Genomic DNA, 18,657 nt, shown 5'->3' with positions numbered 1-18,657 from the left:
GTCAGCGCGCCTTCCCGCAACCCGGGCACTCGGCTGGCCGAGCCGGTCAGCGGCGCGGCGCGCGCGGCGGGTTCGGGTCCCTTGCCGCACCGACCCGCGTGACGAAGAGCGGCACGTCGCGGCGCGAGAGCCCGAGTCGATAGCGCAGCTCGCCCTGCGCGAGCGACGAGTCGATGATCTCGGAGGCTGGCGCGAATGCCGCTCCGCGGGCCGTGGCCATCAGCCACAGCCGCATGAGCGCCTGGCCGGCCTCCAGCACCCGTTCCGGTGGGAGTCCGAGCGGGGAGTTGAGCGCGCGGGTCACCTCTGCACCCGATCCGAGGTCGAGCAGCTTGCTGTCGGCCACCAGCACGAAGGCGGTCGCCGCGGCGGGCGCGTCCTCGCCCGCCGCCGAGACCGGCACTTCGAGCAGCGCGCGGCGCCACAGCTCCCCGACCGGGGTCACGATGCGCACCGCGGCCTCGCGCAGGCGGCGATTGCGCGTGAAGGGCGACACGAGGCGCGAGGCGACCGCGGGTAACCCGAGCACCCGGTCGTTGAGCCCGTCGACGTGGTAACGCGGATGCGTGGGGTGCACCCGCAGCCAGTGCGCGAGCTCGCGCGCAACGGCGGGATCCCGCAGAGTGTCGGCGGTGCCGAGCGAGGAGAAGTGCCGCAGGTCGTCGGCGTCGACGGGCACGAGCCGCAGCCAGTCGGGCAGCGAACTGGCGAGCTCGATCACGAGCCCCTTCGCTGGCGCGAGATCGCTGCGCACCGTCTTCCGCGATGCCAGCAGCTGTCGGTCGGAATCCGGACCTGCCGAAGATGCAGGTGCCGCGCCCCCGGCGGCCGCGCTCCTGCTGCCAGGCGTAGGCACCGCGGTGCCGTGCTCGTGGGCGCCGGTGCCGCTGGCGCTGCCGCTCGCGCTGGTGTTCTCGTTCGGGGTGCCGCTCCCTTGGCCGTCGCCACCGTCGTCCGGGGCTCGGCGCAGCTGGATGCGGAGCACGGGCTCGTCGCTCCTCGCGTGCACGATGGCCTCCGGGTCCGCGAGCGCGGGCAGGAGCTCGACATCGAAGTCCACTCGGTGCGCGGCCGCGCTGACGCTGAACGCTTCGAGCCACGCGCCCAGGCCGAGCAGGGTGTCACGCCCGGTTGGGTCCGAGGCCGGCAGGGTCCGCGTGCGCGCGACTCGGAGCTCGACCGCTTCTCCGTCGCCGATCATCCGCGGCGACCAGGGCTGGGTGTTGTGGGCCGATGGCGCCGACGCCGCGTCGGCGATGATCTGGTTCAGCGTGTGGATGCTGGTCATCGCTGCTCCCCCTCGTTGCTTGTGCGCGGGCCAGGCACCGCGCCCACCTGCTTCCTGTAGAACACGGTCTTGTGCAGCACCTCGCCGCCCATTCGGCTGAGCTGCCGCGCCGACGCCGGGTTGTCGTGTCCGATGTAGGTCGAGCGCAGCGCCGTGTACCCGCCCTCGATGAGCGCCTCCCCGACGGTCCGACCGAGGAGCGTGCTGATGCCGCGCCCCCGCGCCTCGGGGACGGTGCCCTGGATGGTGAGGACGGCTTCTCTCGGCTCCCGCTTCGACCGCCAGATCTCGAGCAGCTGCCTCGGGCCGATGCGGCCGGAGGAGCGCTGCACGATGCGCGTGACGTCGGGGACGCAGAGCAGGAACCCGAGCGGCTCGCGGGTCTTCGTGTCGAGCGCGAACGCCCAGATGCTGGGATCGATGATGGCGACGAGCCCGCTGGTCGCCTCGCGCATCTGGGCCGGAGAGATCTGCGTGTAGTAGGGCAGCTCGGCAAACGCGGCGTTGACCAGCTCCCGCTGGCGCGCGACGTCGCGCGGGAAGCGCAACCGCGACGCCCGCTCGATGACGACGCCGGCGGCTGCGAGCTCCGCATCGGTGGGGGCAGTGAAGGCGTCGCCCTCGATCTGGCCGAGGCGCCCCTGCTCGAGGCGCGCGATCCAGGTCGCCGACTCGTTCCAGGTCGTGAAGCCGAGCCGCTCGTAGGCGGCGGGCACCCAGTCGGGGTTCCAGGCGCCCTCCACGAAGCCCCGCTCGCTGAAGCCGCTCGTGATGACGCCGCCCACCTGGTTCGGGAGCAGAGTGACGGGGCCGAGGAGTTCCCGCCGCCCGACCTTCCCGGCACGCCCCTCGAGGGCGGTGATGATCGCACCGAGCGCCTCCGCATCGGCGGCCGCGACGGCTCCGAACAGCTGCAGACTCGAGTCGAGCTTCGCGTCCAACGCGGCGCTCGTGTGCGCGACCGTACGGGCGACCGGCTCGCCGCCCCGGTAGGCGATGAGCAGCTCGACCGTCGACTCGTGCGCCCCCTTGCCCTTCCACCAGGAACGGAGCGTCGACTCGAGCACTGGCACCTCGCGGCTCGGGTCGGACACACGTCCCGGCAGCTCGACGAACTCCAGGAACTCGAGCTCGGACTCCACGCGCTTCACCTCGATGGCGGGCTGGCGCGCGGGCCGGTCGGCGCTGCCTGTCACAGCGGGAGTGCGGGCACGGGCCGCGTCTGCCCCCGGCCCCGCCGAGTCAGCCGCCTGCGTCGCGCCACCCTCGACGCTCGCCAGTTCCTCCTCGCTGGCGAAGAGGCGGATGAACCCGGCGTCGGCGTTCTTCGTGTCCTTCACGATCCACTGCATGAGGTGGCGGTGCTCGGGCATCCTGGCGAAGCGGATGAGTGCGTCGCGCGTCGAGAAGCTCGCGAGGGTCCCGAGCGTCCATGGCGCCTCCCAGTAGATGCCGTGCCAGCAGTAGTCGGGCATCCGTCGCATCTTGCCGGTCATCTGCCCCCAGATGCGGCCCGTCACGGCCCAGGCGAAGGGGGTCGTGTAGCGGGTTGCACCGACGAACATCGATGCAGTGTCGAAGATCGTGTGCGACGGCGGTGGGATGGGGGTGGTCAGCTTCTTCGGCTTGCGCGTGGGCTCGGCGACGAGCGGCGGAGTGCGACCCTGTTCCCATTCCTTTGTGACCGGCGCGAAGTGCGGGTTGTGCGCCATCTCGCCGGGCGGCGGCTCGGGGTCGGCCCGCCAGATGCCGTTCGAGTAGCCGCGGGCCTCTGCGAGCAGCAGCTTCGTGCGTCCCCGATGCGAGGCGGCGACCTCCCGCGCTTGCTCGATGCTCTCGAAGAGCAGGAGCTCACCGACGACTCGTCGGTCGCGGAAGCGCTGCCGCCAGATCACGCCGTCGTGCTCGGCGCTGCGCCCCTCGACGATGACGAGCGCCTCGGCCCGTCCTTGAATGGGCGCCTTCGAGAAGTCTGTCGTGAACACGGCCTACTCGGCGTTCTTGATGACGTAGACGTTCTTGATCTTCGCGTTGCCTCCCGTGAACGGCCCCGTGCCGAAGGGATGCACCTCGATGCGGAGGTCGCCCGTCGACGGGTCCTCGTCGAGCGACTGCGCGAAGTCGCGCGAGACCGAGGCCAGGTGCTCGACGATGCCGAGCCTGGTCGTCTCGCTGAGCTTCGCGACCTCGTCGTCGGTCAGCATCGCTCCGTCGCGTAGCTGGAGGTGCACGACGGGCCGCTGCTCGTGCCCGTCGAGCTCGAGCAGGCCGAGCTTGAACGACTCGATGTCGCCGGCGTGCGGGTTGTCGCGGTAGAGCCCGTTCTCGATGTCGATCGGGTACAGGTTGGCCCCCATGTAGGAGATCGTCGAGTCCTTCCGACCGAAGAGCAAGAGGAAGGGCAGCTTCATCCGCTGCACCGCGAACGCCCGGTGGAATGCCCTCGACAGCGCCGGGTCGAGCTCGGCGATCTTCTCTCGCACCTCGGGGAACGAGAGGATCTTCGCCTCGTCGCCGATGTTGTAGCGCAGCTTCGGGCTGAGCACCGCAGAGGAGTTCAGCGTCACGACGAGCTCGTTGTCGTCGTTGGTCTCGAGGTAGGTCTCGAGGGGGTTGTACTGGAAGACCATCGGGATGCGCGACTCGTCGTCGCCGAGGAGAACCCGCCGCAGCCGTTCGTCGGCGAACATCGCGCGGCGCAGCCACACGCAGGCATCCGACTCCCCGGCCATGCCGATCGTGAGGTCGGAGGCCCCGTACCCCGAGTAGACGCGGCCGAAGCGCTCCTCGAGGTAGTCGCGCAGGCCCTCCGTCATCGCCTCCCCGCCGACGAAGCCGTTGAGGCGGTGCTTCGACCAGTCGAACCACTCCTCGCCGTCGAGCCGGTCGCGGAGGTGCTTCAGGAAGGGCGGGTAGGCGCTCACCAGGTACTGGTACTTCGGCCCGAAGTGGCGGATGGTGTCGACGATCTTGTCGATGTCTGGACCGGTGTTCTTCACCATGGAGATCTTCGAGAGCGCATGCCCGGTATTGGTGCCGGTCGCCCAGGCGCCCATCGAGAAGGCGTTGATGCCGAAGAGCTTCTTCGTGCCGAACAGCAGCGTGATGTATCCCGCCACGTTGTTGTGGATGGTCTTGAGCTCGTGCCGACCGCGGATCCAGTTGAAGGGTGACCCGCTCGACCCGCTCGATTCGTCGACGACCGTGCCGATCGTGTCGATCTCGCCGCCCCAGCAGCGCTCGTCTTCCGTGTAGCGCTTGACGTAGTCGTCTTTGTTCGTCTCCGGGTAGCTGGAGAGCTGCCACCACCGGAACCTGAAGTCGTTCTCGTGCAGCCACCGCTGGTAGGCGGGCACGTCGAGGTTCGCGCGCTGGCAGATCATCCACGCGTTGAACTTCGCGAAGTCGCCCATGGCGGGCACGTAGTGGCGTGCGGTCCACCGCCAGACGGCCGGATGCAGGTGGTACAGGTCGTAGGTCTTCGTGAGGGCGCCAGACCCGAGCCGCAGGAGGGACTGCCGGAGCTTCGACGCACGCTGCAGACCGGCTGGTCCCGGCGCCGCCGTGCTGCCTGATCTGTCTTCCCGGACATCGAGCTGCTGAGTCACGTCGCTCCCCCGTTCACGTCTTCCCTGAAGTGTGCGCATAGCTAAGCACGAGCCACGGACATTCGGCCTGGGATCTCCGCCATAGCTCAGACATAGCTGCGCCATAGCCCCCTGCCTGAGGAGCAACCGAGGCTGTCCGAAGTTCCGTGAAACAGACCAGGAGAGCCACCATGATCAAGATCCCCGAGCCCGACCTCACGCCGGACGGCCCCGCCTACGAAGGCAGGCTCCTCGACCGCGCAGACGAGGAGGTCGTCGACCAGGGCGTCGCGTTCGACCTCGGCACGCTCATGTCGCGGCGGGGACTGCTCAGCGTCTTCGGCGTCGGAGTCGGGACGGTCGCACTCGCCGCCTGCGCGCCGACGAGATCAGGCGCCTCGAGCACGGCCACCGCCAGCGCCACCCCATCCGCGAGCGCCACAGCGACGGCAGGCTCCCTGCCAGCGAGCGAGATCCCCGACGAGACGGCCGGCCCCTACCCCGGCGATGGCTCGAACGGAGCCGACGTGCTCGAGCAGTCCGGGGTCGTGCGCAGCGACATCCGCACGAGCATCGGCAGCACCATGGCCGCGGCCGGCGTGCCCATGACCCTCACCCTGACGGTGCTCGACATGGCGAACGGCGACCGGCCCTTCGAGGACGTCGCCGTGTACGTCTGGCACTGCGACGCGACCGGCGGCTACTCCATGTACTCGGAGGGTATCGAGAACGAGACGTTCCTGCGCGGCGTGCAGGTCGCCGACGGTTCTGGCAGCGTCACCTTCACCTCGATCTTCCCCGCCTGCTACACGGGGCGATGGCCGCACATCCACTTCGAGGTGTACCCCACGATCGACGACATCACCGAGTCGACGAACGCCATCTCGACCTCGCAGGTCGCCCTGCCCGAGTACGCCTCGAGCGCCGTCTACGCGCTCGCCGGCTACGAGGGATCCGCGTCCAACCTGGCGCAGGTCAGCCTCGACTCCGACAACGTGTTCGGCGACGACGGCGGTGCGCTGCAGCTCGCGACGGTCACGGGCGATGCGACAAGCGGTTACAACGTCGCACTCACCGTGCGCGTCGACACCGCGACCGCCCCGACCGCGGGAGCCGCGCCGTCAGGCGGCGGGGGCGCAGGTGGGCCTGGCGGTTCCGGCGGCCCCGGAAACTCTGGAGGCCCCGGCAGCTGAGCCCCGCGCATCCCATCTGGCGGAGCACTTCAAGCGCCCGCGACCCCGACAGACCCACAGAAAGGAAGGCGACCATCATGCTCGCGAACCTCACGGGCTGGCATGGCATCGCCGTGCTCGCCATCATCGTGCTCATCTTCGGCGCCTCGAAGCTGCCGGCCCTCGCGAAGAGCGTCGGTCAGTCGATGCGCATCCTCAAGACGGAGGTGCGCAACCTCGACGCGGAGCTGACGCCAGAGGCCGGCGGTGCGGACGGTTCAGCCCCGCGCGGGCGCTGAGACCCTCGTGACGACAGGATGCGCCGGTCGGCCGAATCCCTCACGCTCGCCAGCAGAGCCTCGCCCGCGCATCCGTCGCCCTCACACCCCAGTCGCCGCGAGCCGATCCACCGCCGCCTTCAGGTACGCGGACGTCGCGCTGCCCTCGACCGCGGCGACCTCTTGCGGGGTGCCCTGCGCGACGATCTCGCCGCCCTCATCCCCCGCGCCCGGCCCCATGTCGACGACCCAGTCGGCCCCCGCGACGACGCGCATGTCGTGCTCGACCATGACGACGGTGTTCCCCAGGTCGACGAGGTCGTGCAGGTGCCCGAGCAGGCGATCGGAGTCGGCGGGGTGGAGCCCGGATGTCGGCTCGTCGAGCAGGTAGAGCGTGTCCCCCTGCTGCGCGCGGCGCAGCTCCGAGGCGAGCTTCACCCGCTGCGCCTCCCCTCCCGACAGCTCGGGCGCGGGCTGGCCGAGCGAGACGTAGCCGAGGCCCACATCCGCGAGCGCGTCCAGGTGCTGGAGCACGTCGGCGCGACCGGCGAACTTCTCTCGCGCCGCGGTGACGCTCAGGTCGAGCACGTCGGCGATCGAGGAGCCCTCGAACTCGACCTCCAGCGTCTCGGCGTTGTAGCGCCTGCCGCCGCAGGTCGAGCAGGGCGCCTGCACCGTGGGCAGGAAGAGCAGCTCGACCTCCATCGTGCCCTCACCCTTGCAGGTCGGGCACCTGCCGCTTGGCAGATTGAACGAGAAACGGCTGGCGCTGTAGCGGCGCCGCTTCGCCTCATCCGTCGACGCGAACAGCGAGCGGATGCGGTCGAACAGCCCCGTGTACGTCGCGACGTTCGAGCGCGAGGTGCGGCCGATGGGCGCCTGGCTGACCTGCACGATCCGCTTGAGTCGGTTGGCTGGCCCGACGGCCCGACCCTGTGTCGCCGCTGCTTCCACCGCGAGCATCGGGTCGTTGCGGTCCGGCTCGTCCGTGGCGGTCGTCTCGCCGACCTCGCTGGCGAGACTCGCGCGCAGCAGGTCGGGGAGCGCCTGGTTGACGAGCGTCGTCTTGCCCGACCCCGAGACACCGGTGACCGCGGTCAGGCAGCCGAGCGGGAACTCCACCGAGAGGCCGCGGATGTTGTTGCGCACGACCTCGTCGAGGGCGACGCGCTGGTCGCGGGGCCGCGGCGCGCGGATCGTCGGCCTGGGAGAGTCGGGGCCGTCGAACAGGTAGCGACGCGTCACCGATTCCTCGGCGCCGCGCAGGCCGTCGAGGCCCCCGGAGTAGACGATGCGGCCGCCGGTAGCGCCGGCCCCCGGGCCGATGTCGACGATCCAGTCGGCCTCGCGGATGACGTCGAGCGAATGCTCGACGTAGAAGACGGTGTTGCCGCGGTCCCGGAGGCCCCGAAGGATCCCCAGCAGCGCCTCGGTGTCCGCGGGGTGCAGGCCTGCCGAGGGCTCGTCGAGCACGAACACGACGCCGAAGAGGCCGGCGAGGAGCTGGTTGGCGAGGCGCAGCCGCTGGAGCTCGCCGCCGGACAGCGTGCCGGTCTGCCGGTCGAGGGAGAGGTAGCCGAGCCCGAGGTCCGAGAGCGGCGCGAGGCGAGCGCAGAGCTCGCCCGCCAGGCGTCGGGCGGCGAGCACCTGCTCGGGCGCCAGCGCTGCTCCCCGCGAGCGCTCCCACTCGGGGCCAAGCACCTGCTTCATGAGTGCGGCCAGCTCACGAAGCGGCATCGCCGCGATCTGCGTGATGTCGCGTCCCTCGAACGTCACTGCGAGCGCATCCGGCTTCAGCCTCGTTCCGCGACAGTCTGGGCAGATCACGCTCTCCATGAACGCGGCGGCCTTCTCGCGCATCCGCTCGCTCTTCGAGTTCGCGAACGTGTCGAGCACGTACCGCTTCACGCCGACGAACGTGCTCATATAGGAGGGCTCGTCTCCCGCCGCGACAGCCGCGCGCACCTGCGCCGGCGACCTGCCCGTGAACACCGGCACCTGCGGCTTCTCGGTCGTGTGCAGCAGCCACGACCGCTGCTGGGCGGGCACCTCGCGCCACGGGATTTCGATGTCGTAGCCGAGCGAGACGAGGCTGTCGCGCAGCTGCTTGCCGTGCCAGGCCGTCGGCCAGGCGGCGATCGCCCCATCGCGGATGCTGAGCGACGCATCTGGGACCATGAGCGATTCCGGCACCTCGTAGACACGGCCGAGGCCGTGACAGTTCGGGCAGGCACCCTGCACAGTGTTCGCCGAGAAGTCCTCCGCGAGCAGCATGGGCGCGCCGGCCGGGTACTCCCCCACCCTCGAGAAGAGCATCCGCACGACGTTCGCGATCGTGGAGGTGCTGCCGACCGTCGAGCGCGCACTGCCACCGCCCCGCTGCTGCGGGAGCGCGACCGCCGGCGGCAGGCCCTCGACCGAGTCGACGTCGGGTGGGGAGACCTGGTTCATCAGGCGGCGCGCGTACGGAGCGACCGATTCGAAGTAGCGGCGCTGCGCCTCCGCGTACAGCGTGCCGAAGGCGAGCGAGCTCTTCCCCGAACCGGAGACGCCCGTGAATGCGACGAGCGCGTTCCTCGGGATGTCCACGTTCACGCCGCGAAGGTTGTGCTCGCGCGCGCCCCGCACGACCACTCGATCCGGTGCCCCAGCTGACATCTGTCCCTCGGCGAAAACCATCGACCCAGCATGACGGCCGTGCGTGCGCCGAAACTGGGCGCCTTCAGGTAACGCAAGGTTACGCAGAGCTACGACGGGAGCGAACGGAGTAGAAATGTCTCGTTGTCCGAACATATGACAGCTCCAACCTGGACAAAGGAGTTCCCATGACAGACCAGACCGCCACCAGCCCCCGCACCATCGGGGTCGGCCTCATCAGCGTCGGCTGGATGGGCCGCCTCCACTCGCGCGCCTACCGCGCCGTGCCAGACCACTTCCCAGAGCTCGGCATCAAGACGCGCCTCGTCGTCGCCGCCGACCCCGTGCCAGAGGCGCGCGCGCAGGCCGAGGAGCGCCTCGGCTTCGAGCGCACCGTCGCCGACTACCACGAGGTGCTCGCCGACCCCGAGGTCGACGTCGTCTCGATCTGCTCGCCCAACTTCCTCCACGCCGAGATGGCGATCGCGGCCGCCGAAGCAGGCAAGCCGTTCTGGATCGAGAAGCCCATGGGGCGCTACGCGTCCGACTCGCGGCGCATCGCATCCGCAGTGGATGCAGCCGGCATCGTCACCGCCGTCGGGTTCAACTACCGCAACGCGCCCGCGATCGCGCACATGAAGCAGCTCATCGAAGAGGGCGCGATCGGCCGGGTCACGAACGTGCGCGGCGCGCTCCTCGCCGACTACTCATCCGACGCCCTCGCGCCGCTCACGTGGCGGTTCGAACGCGAACGCGCCGGCTCTGGCGTGCTCGGAGACCTCCTCTCGCACGGCCTCGACCTCGCCCAGCACGTCGTCGGCCGCATCGGCAGCGTCTCGGCGACGGCGGAGACGTTCATCACCGAGCGCCCCGCACCGGGCACGGGCATCGTCGACCGTTCGGCGCCGGGTACGGGCGAGCTGAAGCCCGTCGAGAACGAGGACTACGCGGCACTGCTCATGCGCTTCGACAACGGCGCCATCGGCATCATGGACTCCAGCCGCATCATGCGCGGGCCCCGCGCCGAGTACGCCCTCGAGGTCTACGGCACGAACGGTTCGCTGCGGTGGGACTTCCAGCGCCTCAACGAGCTCGAGGTCTGCCTCGACTCGTCGAACCCCTACGGCTACACGACCGTCTACATGTCCCCCGGCCACGGCGAGTTCCACCGCTTCCAGCCGGGCGGCGGAACCGGCATGGGCTTCGACGACCTCAAGACCATCGAGGCCGCCCGCTTCCTGGAGAGCGTCGTCACCGGCAAGCAGGTCGCGCCGTCGGTCGCCGATGGGCTCGTCGCCGCGCAGATCGTCGAGGCCGCAGAGGCCTCCATCGAAGACGGCCGCTGGCACGACGTCCCCGCCCGCGCGTAGCTGCCGACTGCCGACTCCCGACTCCCGGCTGCCGACTGCCGACTGCCGACTGCCGACGAGACTCGGGCTGGGTTCCGCGCCTCGGGATGGATTGCAGCGCATCTGCATGCGTGCAACCCACCCCGAAACCCCGCGGCACTCCCCCAACGAGACTCGGGCTGGGGAACTCACTTCGTTGCGGGAAGGTTCCCATCACGAGGCGAGTTCTCCAGCCCGAGACCTCAGTCTGGCCGAGAGCGTCGGCCGCGCCGTCGCTAGAAGGTCGTCGCGTCGATCACGAAGCGGTAGCGGACGTCAGACTTCAGGACCCGCTCGTAGGCCTCGTTGATCTGGGCCGCTTCGATGAGCTCGACCTCGGGTGCGATGTCGTGCTCGGCGCAGAAGTCGAGCATCTCCTGCGTCTCGCGGATGCTGCCGATCGTCGACCCCGCGAAGGAGCGGCGGTTGTTGAACAGCGTGAAGGCGGTCACGGGGATGGGCTGGGCTGGTGCGCCGACGTAGACCATGGTGCCGTCGAGCGTCAGCAGGTTCAGGTACTGGTCGATGTCGAGGTTCGCGCTGACCGTGTTGATGATGAGGTCGAACGTGTTCCGCAGCTCGGAGAACGTGGCCTCGTCGCTCGTCGCGTAGTAGTGCTTGGCGCCGAAGCGCAGCCCGTCTTCCTGCTTGCTGAGGGTCTGCGAGAGCACGGTCACCTCGGCGCCCATGGCGACGGCGATCTTCACGGCCATGTGGCCGAGGCCGCCCATGCCGACGACGGCGACCTTCTTGCCTGGGCCCGCCTGCCAGTGCGCGAGGGGCGAGTAGGTGGTGACGCCGGCGCAGAGCAGCGGCGCGGCCTTCTCGTAGGGGATGCTCTCGGGAACGCTGAGCACGAAGTCGGCGTCGACGACCACGTTCGTGGCGTAGCCGCCCTGCGTGATGCTGCCGTCGCGGTCCTTGCCGCCGTACGTCATGACGTTGCCGTTGGTGCAGTACTGCTCGGAGCCGGCCTTGCAGTTGTCGCACTCGCGGCAGGAGTTGACCATGCAGCCGACGCCGACACGGTCGCCGACCTTGTGCTTGGTGACGCCGCTTCCGACTTCGGCGACGGTTCCGACGATCTCGTGGCCGGGGGCGAGCGGGTACGGCACCTTGCCCCATTCGCCGCGCACCGTGTGGATGTCGGAGTGGCAGATGCCGGAGTATGCGATGTCGATGAGCACGTCGTTCTCTCCGACGGCGCGGCGCTCGATGGTGGTGGGCTCGAGCGGCTCGGTTGCTGAGGGGGCGGCGTATGCCTTCGCGGTCGTCATTCGTGCTCCTTCGGGTTGTGCTTGGAGGTCGTTCGCTCGCCTGCTCCGGTTCTCGGAGCGCGGCGGGACCGAGGAGACTCTATGCCTCGCCTCCGACAGTCATTCCCCGCGGGCGCTCAGGTCGCCTCGTTTGAGGGCGACGTTGGGATGCGGACGGGCGGAAGGCTCGGGAGGCGCGGCGGCTTCGGCGTCCGCCTGCCCTGCATCCACGACCTCGTCGACCGAGACGATGCGCAGCATGCCGGTCTCGAGGCCGACGGCGACCTCATCGGGGATCATGTACAGCGCGCGTGTCTCCGGTCCGGCACTTGCGGTGCCGCGGAACTGCCGCTTGGACATGACCTTCGCTTCCGGCGTCGCGTTGCGGCGGCGACGTCGGGTCCTGAACTGGCGGGCGAGGAAGCGGCCGAGGGTGACGCCGCCGGCGATGCCGATGCCGATGGAGCCTGCCTGCACCAGCCGCAGCACGCCGTCGTCGGAGGAGTCGCTCGAGGTGATGTCGAGCATGCCCTGGTAGATGGCGAGGCCTGGCAGCAGCGGCACGGTGCCGCAGACCGTTGTGATGGTGGCGGGGATGTGCAGCTTGCGGGAGAGGCCTTCGCCCAGGATGCCGATGATCAGCGCGGGCACGGCGGTCGCGACGAGCGGCTCCGTGCCTGCGGTGACGAGCACGTCGTAGCCGAGGTAGGCGATGCCGCCGAAGATCATGACGACGAACGCGGTGCGCATCGTGGCGTAGGAGGCGAGCGCCCAGGCGGCGGCCGCGATGGCGGCGCCGATGACCTGCACGGCGGACGGCCAGGGCTGCACGGACCGTTCGACGAGGCGCAGGTCGATGCCGAGGCCGCGGGCCACGTCGAGCACGATGGCGATGCCGACGATGAGGCCCAGCGTGAGCAGCACCACTTCGAGGAGCCGCCCCATGGCGGTGATGGGGAAGCCGTTGATGGCATCGTCGGCGGCGCCGACGAACGACATCCCGGCGAGCAGCACGACCAGGCCGGATGCGACGACGAGCGCGGGCGGGAGGGCGGCGAATTCGCCGGGGAGCACGGGGAGCGCCGCGAGGAGGCCGACGGCGACGCCAGTCGCGATGGCGGCGCCGGCGATCTGCAGGAAGAAGGCGGGCAGGCCCCAGCGGCCGAGGGCCTGCAGCACGAGGTCGACGACCACCGTCGTCGCTGCTGAGAGGAGGCACACGAGGGGGCCGCCGCCGAGGAGGAAGCCCACGCCTCCCGCCATGAGGGCAAGCCAGAGGGTGACCATGGAGCGGCGGAATCGCTGCGGGGCGACGAGGATCTCGTCGAGGCGCTGGTGGAACGACTCGAGCTGGTTGAGGGCCTCCTCGAGCTTGGCCGGGTCGTCGATCGTCTCGGCGACGTCGATGTCGTTCGGGTCGGCGGCGATCTCGCGCGACAGCTCCATGACGCGGGTGAGGCGGTCGTAGTCGGGGAGGCGGCTGTTGACGACGCGCAGCAGGCTGATGCCGGCCCCGTCGTTGACGCCGTCGTGGACCACGAGAATCGACGTGAACGTGAGGTCGATCTGGCAGTCGACGCCGAAGGCCTTCGTGGTTCGGCGGATGGCGTCGGTCACGTCGGTCGCCGACGCACCGAGGGCGAGCATCGTCTCGCCGACGCGCACGGCCAGTTCGAGGACTTCGCGGATGCTGCGCTCGGCCAAGAGGGCACGCTGCGCGCGGCGCCCCACAGTCGTCGACGGGGTCTTGCCGCCGACCTTTCTGGCCAGGTTGTCGAAGAAGTTCTTACCGCGCACGGCGGGAGTCTAGTTGCGGGATGGGGTCCGCGTCAGCGCCCTGTGACGATGTGCACGAGGCCTCTCAGCGCCGCGCCGAGCGGCTCGACTTCCTCGGCGGTGTTGTGGACGTGGAAGGAGAGTCGCAAGTTACCGGCGCGGTTCGCGGCCATGACGTCGAGCCGCTCGAGCGTGTCCCTGATCTCGTCCGCAGCTCCCTCGACGGGGGCGAGGGCGAGGATCGCGGAGCGTGCATCCGGGAGCCCCGCCGCAGACGCGAACGCGGCGCTCACTTCGAGCGCGTGCGCCTCCAGTTCGGGCGCACCGATGCTGAGCAGGAATTCGAGCGAGGCCTCCGTACCGACCCACGCGTGCCAGGCGGGCGAGACGTCGAAGCGGCGTGCGTCGGCGGCGAGACGGAGCGGCAGCCCGTAGATGCTCGACCAGGGGTCTTCGCCCGCGTACCAGTTCGCGGCGAGGGGGCGGATGCGCTCGTGCAGTTCCGGGGTGAGCGTCAGGAACGCGGTGCCGCGTGGGCAGAGCAGCCACTTGTAGGCGGCGCACACGGTTGCATCGAACCGGCTCGCGTCGACGTCCTTCCACCCGGCGGACTGCGTGAGGTCGATGAGGGTGCGTGCGCCGTGCCGCTTAGCGGCGGCTTCGATGGCGTCGAGGTCGGCGACGGCGCCGGTGCGCGACTGCACGGCCGACACGACAACCCACACCGTCTCCGGTCCGATTTCCTCCGCGATGCGGTGCACGGGCACCTCGCGCAGGCGCAGCCCCCGGTCGGCGTGGGCCGCGAACGGGAAGCTGATGCTTGTGAAGTCGTTCTCCGCGAAGAGCACCTCGGCGCCATCGGGCACGGATGCGGCGATGAGCCCGACGAGGGGTGAGACCTGGTTGCCGATCGCCACCCACGGGGCGGGCACGTGCACGAGCTCCGCGTAGAGCTGCCGCGACCGGCTGACGGTGCCGTCGTAGTCGTTCGCCTGCCTGCGCCCCGCACTCCAGCCGACCAGTTCACGCGTCAAGGCGTCCGTCGTCGCCTGCGGCGGCAGACCCATCGACGCGGTGTTCAGGTAGAGGGGTTCCGCCGAAAACGCGGATTCGTGGATCCAGGACATGCCGCCAGGCTAGCGACCGGGGTCGAGGCGCGCCGAGGGATGCGTTCACGTCGAGCACTGGCGCCGTCGCGCTCACGGCAATAGTTTGATCGCATGACCAGCCCCGAGGCTCCGCGACACCGCCACCGAGCTGCCGTCGCCTCGGCCGTCCTCCTCTGCATCGTCCTGCTCGCGGGATGCGCGCGCGCAAGCACGCCAGGCGAGAGCCCGGTCGCGTCGGCGACGGTGAGTCCTGGCGCCTACCTCGAGGAGTTCGAGCTGGCAATGGCACCGACAGCGACTGAGGAGGACATGGGCGCCCTCGTCGCGGGCGGCCAGTACCGGATGCGCGCGGCAGTGCTGAGCGAGGACGGGCAGAGCTTCCGACTGGTGCGACTCGATGGCTCGGGCGGGTGCAGCGAAGCGCCTACCCGGCTGATGCTCCTCGACTCGAGCACCATCCTCATCACCTACGAGCGCCTCAGCCCCTACGTCTCCTGCCTGGCCTCGGGCATGACGCGAGTCGACGAATTCCGGGTGCCGACCGGTGTGGATCCGGTGGGGCTCGAAGTGCGGATGACGAACACGCATTCTGCGTCGCAGCCGTTGACGTTCGAGGCTCCGCTGATGTCCGCGACGGACTCGGCGACCGCAACCGCAACCGGCTCAGCTTCGAGCAGCACTGCGCTCGTCGACGTCCCGTCAAGACTCGCAACCGAAGAGGAGTCTGCGCTCATGACGGGCGACAAGTCGATCCCGCGGCACCCCAAGCTCGTCGCGTTCGACACCGACACCTTCACCATTGCCCGGTTCGACGCACTTGAGCCCTGCAACTCCGTGCCGAGCGAGCTGATCGTGCTCAACGCCACGGAGGTCTCCGTCAACTACCGCGCCGTCTCAGTTGAGGGCGGTTACTCCGACTGCGTCCCTGGTTCGGTCGACCTGGCGGAGCAATTCGAGATTCCTGCCAGCGTTGAGGGCACGGTGACGGTCTCGATCACTGAGGAGACGCCGTCGGCGCAGGCGCTCTACATCGAACCAGCAACCCCCTGAAATCGAGGACGTGTGCACTTCGCGAAGAGAATGACGACGACGCTGGCAGCGGGTCTGGCCGCTGCCCTCCTGCTCGCGGGATGCGCGCCAGCGGAGCCGCGGGCGGAGAGCTCACCACCGCCCGATGCCCCTGCCTCTGACGTCTACGTCGAGGAGTTCGAGCCTGCCGTCGCCCGCACGGCAACTGGGGACGAGTGGCAGCTCCTGATGCAGTCCGAGAGCTACCGCACGACCGCCGCGATCCTGAGCGAGGACGGCGCGACGTTCCGCGTGCTCCGCGACGACAACGGCGAGGACACGTGCAGTCAGGCGCCCGTTCGCCTGATGGTGCTGGATGCCGACACGATCCTCATCACCTACGACTACGTCGGCGACCCGGGCCAGATCTGCACCCTCACCGCGACGACGCGCGTCGACGAGTTCACGGTGCCACCTGGAGTCACACCCGAGGGTATGGAGGTCCGTTTCGCGACCGGGGACTCGTACGAGCAGCCGCTGACCTTCGAGGCCCCCTCCGCGTCGGCGTCGGTGCCGCTTCCGAGCGTCACGGCGTTCGACGGCGTCGTCGCGCCCGTCGCCAGCGCTGCGCAGTCCGCGTTGATTCCGGGGGCCGACCCGACGCAGCGACAACCGGTGCTCGTCGCCGACGACGACACGTTCACGATCATCCGCCAGGACCGGGCGGAACCGTGCACCTTCGTGCCGAGCGAGCTCGTCGTGCTGAGTCCGTCGGAGATCTCCATCCACTACCGATCTCTCGAGAGCGACGGCGATGGCGCCAGCTGCAGTATCGACCCGGTGGACCGCGCCGACGTGTTCGACGTCCCCGCGGGTGTCTCGGGGCCCGTCTCCGTGACGATGACGCGGGAGCATTGGACCTTCGGCGCTGCCATCATCGAGCCAGCGACCACGTGAGATCGTGGACCCATGAAACTCGCCGAAGCGCTCCTGGAGCGCGCCGACCTGCAGAAGCGCATCGAGTCGTTGCAGGCTCGCATCGTCGCGAACGCCTCCTACCAGGAGGGTGAGCAGCCGACGGAAGACGCCGCCGAGCTCCTCGACGAGTGCGCGACGCGCCTGCTGCAGCTCGAGCGACTCGTCACATCGATCAACATCACGAATGCCTCCGCGCCGACGGATGACGGGCGCACGATAACGGCCCTCCTCGCGGCGCGCGAGACGCTGCGCAGTCAGCACAGCGTCCTGGTTCGGGCGGCGGATGCGGCGGCGGGGTCGTGGGGGCAGCGGCAGATGCGCAGCGAGCTGCGGCAGATGTCGGCCCTGCCTGTGCGCGACGTGCGAGCCAAGGCGGACGGTGTCGCTCAGGCGCTGCGCGAGCTCGATGTCGTCATCCAACGCACGAACTGGGAGGTCGAGCTCCTCGAGGCCTGAGCCCCGAGGACCAGCATGCGAACGAAGACGCGGTGAGTCGGTAGGCGAACGGCGCGAGCACACACCGAGGGCTGGCGGTTTCCAGTCCACCTGTCGACGCGGTGGGCAGCGTCACGGCTTCGGCCGTCACACTTCAGCCCAGCACCCCTCACCGGGAACCGCGCACGCAGGACACCTCATCACCATGTGCTGGCCGGACGCCGAGGGCGGGATCGGGGACCTCACCGCGTCTGGCCGGGGCAACGGCGCCTCAGACCTGCGTGCCTGACTGCACGGAGACAGCGAACCACTGCCCGTAGCCGTCTTGAGCGAACGTGAGGGTGGAGCCTCGCTCAACGACCGTCGTGTCGTGCGTCCCGCACATGGACACGTCTTGCGTGTTGTAGGACACCCCCGGACGCACCTTGCCGTCGATGACCGGCAGCAGGGCGATCGGGCCGTCGGTGTTGAGCCCGGGCAGGTGGCGGTCGCCGATGCGGAACAGGTTGCGGTCGATGCCGGAGTCCGCGGCGAGCGTGTCCACGTTGCGGTACGGGCAGCCGAGCACAAACGCGGATGCGTCGTCGGGGAGCAGCTCGTCGATCTCCATCGTGGCCGAGAGCTCGTTCACCGAGAGGTGGTCGAGCAGCCGCACGGGCTCGGGCGTCGCGCACGCCGAGAGCGATGTCGCGGCGAGCACGCTGAGGGCGGCGAAGGCGACGGCTCGACGGGGGTGCACGTCATCGACCCTAGGCGTTGGACCGGGTCGAACGCGTCATCCGAAGTGGTGAACTTGGTCATCCCGAAGATGGATGCGGGGCGGCCGGACCGCGTGCGCGCGCACTCACGCACGAGCGGACCGCGCTGGGGGGCTCGCGATCGCGTGCGAGATGGGTGCTGGGAAGAGGGCGCGCGCTTCGAGCAGCTCGGCCCGGTGCGCCCCGCAGGTTGCGCATTCGCTGTAGATCACCGTGCCGAGCGAGGTCGAGTGGTGCGATGCCGTCGTCCAGCCGTGCTCGACGCAGCCCGTTGCGGATGCGCGGGAGTCCTGGTGAAGGCGGGAGTCCTGGTGGCCGCGGCGGGCCGAGTTCGGGAGTCGGATGGGGCGTGTTGCGGAGTCGCCTGCGGGGGTCAGCTTCTTCATACCCTCGAGCCTGGTGTAATAGCCTTATGCATCTCAACCCTTACGGTGAATACGCGGTCGAACTCGCCGCATCCCTCGCCAACGACTGGCCAGCGGACCGCCCTGCCCTGCTCGCCCGAACTCGCGAACACGGCATGACGATGCCGTTCCCGCCCGAGGCCGAGGACCACACGCGCACACGCGCGGTGGTCGACGACTGGCTCAGGGTCGTGGATGCGCCCACCGACGAGCAGCGCGCTGACGTGCTGAACACCCTCATGGCCTCCGCGACGGCCTACCCGCGCCTCACGAACCACGACAGCGAGGGGTGGCACCTCCACTACCGGGACTGGGACATGTCGCTGCCCGAGATCCTGCTGGCCGTGATCACCGTGGGCACGGCACTGCACCTCACCACGCGGGGGATGCACCGCCTGAGCAGGTGCGCAGCCGGACTGGACGCCGGCGACGAGTGCAGGAACGTGGTCGTCGACACGACTCGTAACGGACGTCAGCGGTACTGCTCGGTGCGATGCGCGAACCGGGCCGCCGTTCGCCGGCACCGGGCCCGCGAGCGTGCGTGATGGGGCAACCGGTCCGACCGGCAGGCGGGATGCGCGCG

At 69.7% G+C, this 18,657-nt stretch carries 16 protein-coding genes; 7 read left to right on the top strand and 9 right to left on the bottom strand.

Going from position 1 to position 18,657, the window contains the following annotated elements:
- Positions 1–46: 46 nt before the first annotated feature.
- Genes C5B97_RS01360 through C5B97_RS01350 form a run of 3 tightly spaced genes read right to left on the bottom strand, consistent with a single transcriptional unit; the run spans position 47 to position 4,896 of the window.
- Entirely contained in the window at positions 47–1,288 is a 1,242-nt protein-coding gene (locus C5B97_RS01360) for a hypothetical protein (RefSeq protein ID WP_104310347.1), read from the bottom strand.
- On the bottom strand, positions 1,285–3,273 hold the full coding sequence (locus C5B97_RS01355; RefSeq protein WP_104310346.1) for a hypothetical protein: 1,989 nt from the start codon (positions 3,271–3,273) through the stop codon (positions 1,285–1,287). Before C5B97_RS01355 ends, C5B97_RS01360 begins: the two co-directional genes overlap by 4 nt.
- A 3-nt stretch (positions 3,274–3,276) precedes the next feature.
- A complete protein-coding gene (locus C5B97_RS01350; protein WP_258067824.1) occupies positions 3,277–4,896 on the bottom strand; it encodes a phenylacetate--CoA ligase family protein in 1,620 nt (539 codons plus the stop codon).
- Between the two features lie 170 nt (positions 4,897–5,066).
- On the opposite strand from C5B97_RS01350, the gene C5B97_RS01345 reads away from it, so the two are divergent.
- Together C5B97_RS01345 and C5B97_RS01340 are read left to right on the top strand one after the other, a co-directional pair.
- Positions 5,067–6,068, top strand: coding sequence for an intradiol ring-cleavage dioxygenase (locus C5B97_RS01345; RefSeq protein WP_104310345.1), 1,002 nt, complete (start codon positions 5,067–5,069; stop codon positions 6,066–6,068).
- A gap of 77 nt (positions 6,069–6,145) precedes the next feature.
- On the top strand, positions 6,146–6,346 hold the full coding sequence (locus C5B97_RS01340) for a twin-arginine translocase TatA/TatE family subunit (RefSeq protein ID WP_104310344.1): 201 nt from the start codon (positions 6,146–6,148) through the stop codon (positions 6,344–6,346).
- 81 nt (positions 6,347–6,427) lie between these two features.
- Here the strand turns inward: C5B97_RS01340 and C5B97_RS01335 are convergent, their stop codons facing one another.
- Positions 6,428–9,004: an excinuclease ABC subunit UvrA gene (locus C5B97_RS01335; protein ID WP_258067823.1), complete on the bottom strand. Its 2,577-nt coding sequence runs from the start codon at positions 9,002–9,004 to the stop codon at positions 6,428–6,430.
- Positions 9,005–9,150: 146 nt separating this feature from the next.
- Between C5B97_RS01335 and C5B97_RS01330 the strand changes: the two genes are divergently transcribed.
- Positions 9,151–10,332: a Gfo/Idh/MocA family protein gene (locus C5B97_RS01330; protein WP_104310342.1), complete on the top strand. Its 1,182-nt coding sequence runs from the start codon at positions 9,151–9,153 to the stop codon at positions 10,330–10,332.
- Between the two features lie 254 nt (positions 10,333–10,586).
- Here the strand turns inward: C5B97_RS01330 and C5B97_RS01325 are convergent, their stop codons facing one another.
- The 3 genes from C5B97_RS01325 to C5B97_RS01315 form a co-directional block, all read right to left on the bottom strand.
- Positions 10,587–11,627: an NAD(P)-dependent alcohol dehydrogenase gene (locus tag C5B97_RS01325; RefSeq protein ID WP_104310341.1), complete on the bottom strand. Its 1,041-nt coding sequence runs from the start codon at positions 11,625–11,627 to the stop codon at positions 10,587–10,589.
- A gap of 99 nt (positions 11,628–11,726) precedes the next feature.
- Positions 11,727–13,403 carry a threonine/serine exporter ThrE family protein gene (locus tag C5B97_RS01320; protein ID WP_104310340.1) on the bottom strand — a complete coding sequence of 559 codons (1,677 nt, stop codon included), beginning with the start codon at positions 13,401–13,403 and terminating at the stop codon, positions 11,727–11,729.
- A 32-nt stretch (positions 13,404–13,435) separates the two neighbouring features.
- Positions 13,436–14,509, bottom strand: a complete 1,074-nt coding sequence (locus C5B97_RS01315; RefSeq protein ID WP_104310339.1) for an aminotransferase class V-fold PLP-dependent enzyme — start codon at positions 14,507–14,509, stop codon at positions 13,436–13,438.
- Between the two features lie 93 nt (positions 14,510–14,602).
- On the opposite strand from C5B97_RS01315, the gene C5B97_RS01310 reads away from it, so the two are divergent.
- Genes C5B97_RS01310 through C5B97_RS01300 form a run of 3 tightly spaced genes read left to right on the top strand, consistent with a single transcriptional unit; the run spans position 14,603 to position 16,933 of the window.
- Entirely contained in the window at positions 14,603–15,541 is a 939-nt protein-coding gene (locus C5B97_RS01310; RefSeq protein WP_104310338.1) for a hypothetical protein, read from the top strand.
- A gap of 30 nt (positions 15,542–15,571) precedes the next feature.
- The gene (locus tag C5B97_RS01305) at positions 15,572–16,456 is read left to right on the top strand and encodes a hypothetical protein (RefSeq protein WP_146080688.1); all 885 of its coding nucleotides are present in this window, start codon (positions 15,572–15,574) and stop codon (positions 16,454–16,456) included.
- A gap of 12 nt (positions 16,457–16,468) precedes the next feature.
- The gene (locus C5B97_RS01300; protein ID WP_104310336.1) at positions 16,469–16,933 is read left to right on the top strand and encodes a DIP1984 family protein; all 465 of its coding nucleotides are present in this window, start codon (positions 16,469–16,471) and stop codon (positions 16,931–16,933) included.
- A gap of 250 nt (positions 16,934–17,183) precedes the next feature.
- On the opposite strand, the gene C5B97_RS01295 is transcribed toward C5B97_RS01300, so the two are convergent.
- Both C5B97_RS01295 and C5B97_RS01290 read right to left on the bottom strand, forming a co-directional pair.
- Positions 17,184–17,651 (bottom strand): hypothetical protein, encoded by a 468-nt coding sequence (locus tag C5B97_RS01295; protein WP_104310335.1) that lies wholly within the window; start codon positions 17,649–17,651, stop codon positions 17,184–17,186.
- A gap of 105 nt (positions 17,652–17,756) precedes the next feature.
- Entirely contained in the window at positions 17,757–18,056 is a 300-nt protein-coding gene (locus tag C5B97_RS01290) for a hypothetical protein (protein ID WP_104310334.1), read from the bottom strand.
- 26 nt (positions 18,057–18,082) lie between these two features.
- Here C5B97_RS01290 and C5B97_RS01285 point away from each other — a divergent pair, with 26 nt between their 5' ends.
- Complete coding sequence (locus C5B97_RS01285) at positions 18,083–18,619, top strand: CGNR zinc finger domain-containing protein (RefSeq protein WP_104310333.1); 537 nt, start codon at positions 18,083–18,085, stop codon at positions 18,617–18,619.
- Positions 18,620–18,657: the final 38 nt, after the last annotated feature.

The organism is Pseudoclavibacter sp. RFBB5 (assembly GCF_002931555.1).
Classification (GTDB): Bacteria; Actinomycetota; Actinomycetes; order Actinomycetales; family Microbacteriaceae; genus Pseudoclavibacter.
This window is presented reverse-complemented; position numbering and strand designations above follow the sequence as displayed.

Bases quoted from the DNA above. Each gene is read 5' to 3' on its own strand.
- C5B97_RS01325 (WP_104310341.1), bottom strand. From the start codon at position 11,627: ATGACGACCGCGAAGGCATACGCCGCCCCCTCAGCAACCGAGCCGCTC.
- C5B97_RS01290 (WP_104310334.1), bottom strand. From the start codon at position 18,056: ATGAAGAAGCTGACCCCCGCAGGCGACTCCGCAACACGCCCCATCCGA.
- C5B97_RS01285 (WP_104310333.1), top strand. From the start codon at position 18,083: ATGCATCTCAACCCTTACGGTGAATACGCGGTCGAACTCGCCGCATCC.
- C5B97_RS01315 (WP_104310339.1), bottom strand. From the start codon at position 14,509: ATGTCCTGGATCCACGAATCCGCGTTTTCGGCGGAACCCCTCTACCTG.
- C5B97_RS01300 (WP_104310336.1), top strand. From the start codon at position 16,469: ATGAAACTCGCCGAAGCGCTCCTGGAGCGCGCCGACCTGCAGAAGCGC.
- C5B97_RS01360 (WP_104310347.1), bottom strand. From the start codon at position 1,288: ATGACCAGCATCCACACGCTGAACCAGATCATCGCCGACGCGGCGTCG.
- C5B97_RS01340 (WP_104310344.1), top strand. From the start codon at position 6,146: ATGCTCGCGAACCTCACGGGCTGGCATGGCATCGCCGTGCTCGCCATC.
- C5B97_RS01345 (WP_104310345.1), top strand. From the start codon at position 5,067: ATGATCAAGATCCCCGAGCCCGACCTCACGCCGGACGGCCCCGCCTAC.
- C5B97_RS01305 (WP_146080688.1), top strand. From the start codon at position 15,572: ATGACGACGACGCTGGCAGCGGGTCTGGCCGCTGCCCTCCTGCTCGCG.
- C5B97_RS01310 (WP_104310338.1), top strand. From the start codon at position 14,603: ATGACCAGCCCCGAGGCTCCGCGACACCGCCACCGAGCTGCCGTCGCC.
- C5B97_RS01330 (WP_104310342.1), top strand. From the start codon at position 9,151: ATGACAGACCAGACCGCCACCAGCCCCCGCACCATCGGGGTCGGCCTC.
- C5B97_RS01335 (WP_258067823.1), bottom strand. From the start codon at position 9,004: ATGGTTTTCGCCGAGGGACAGATGTCAGCTGGGGCACCGGATCGAGTG.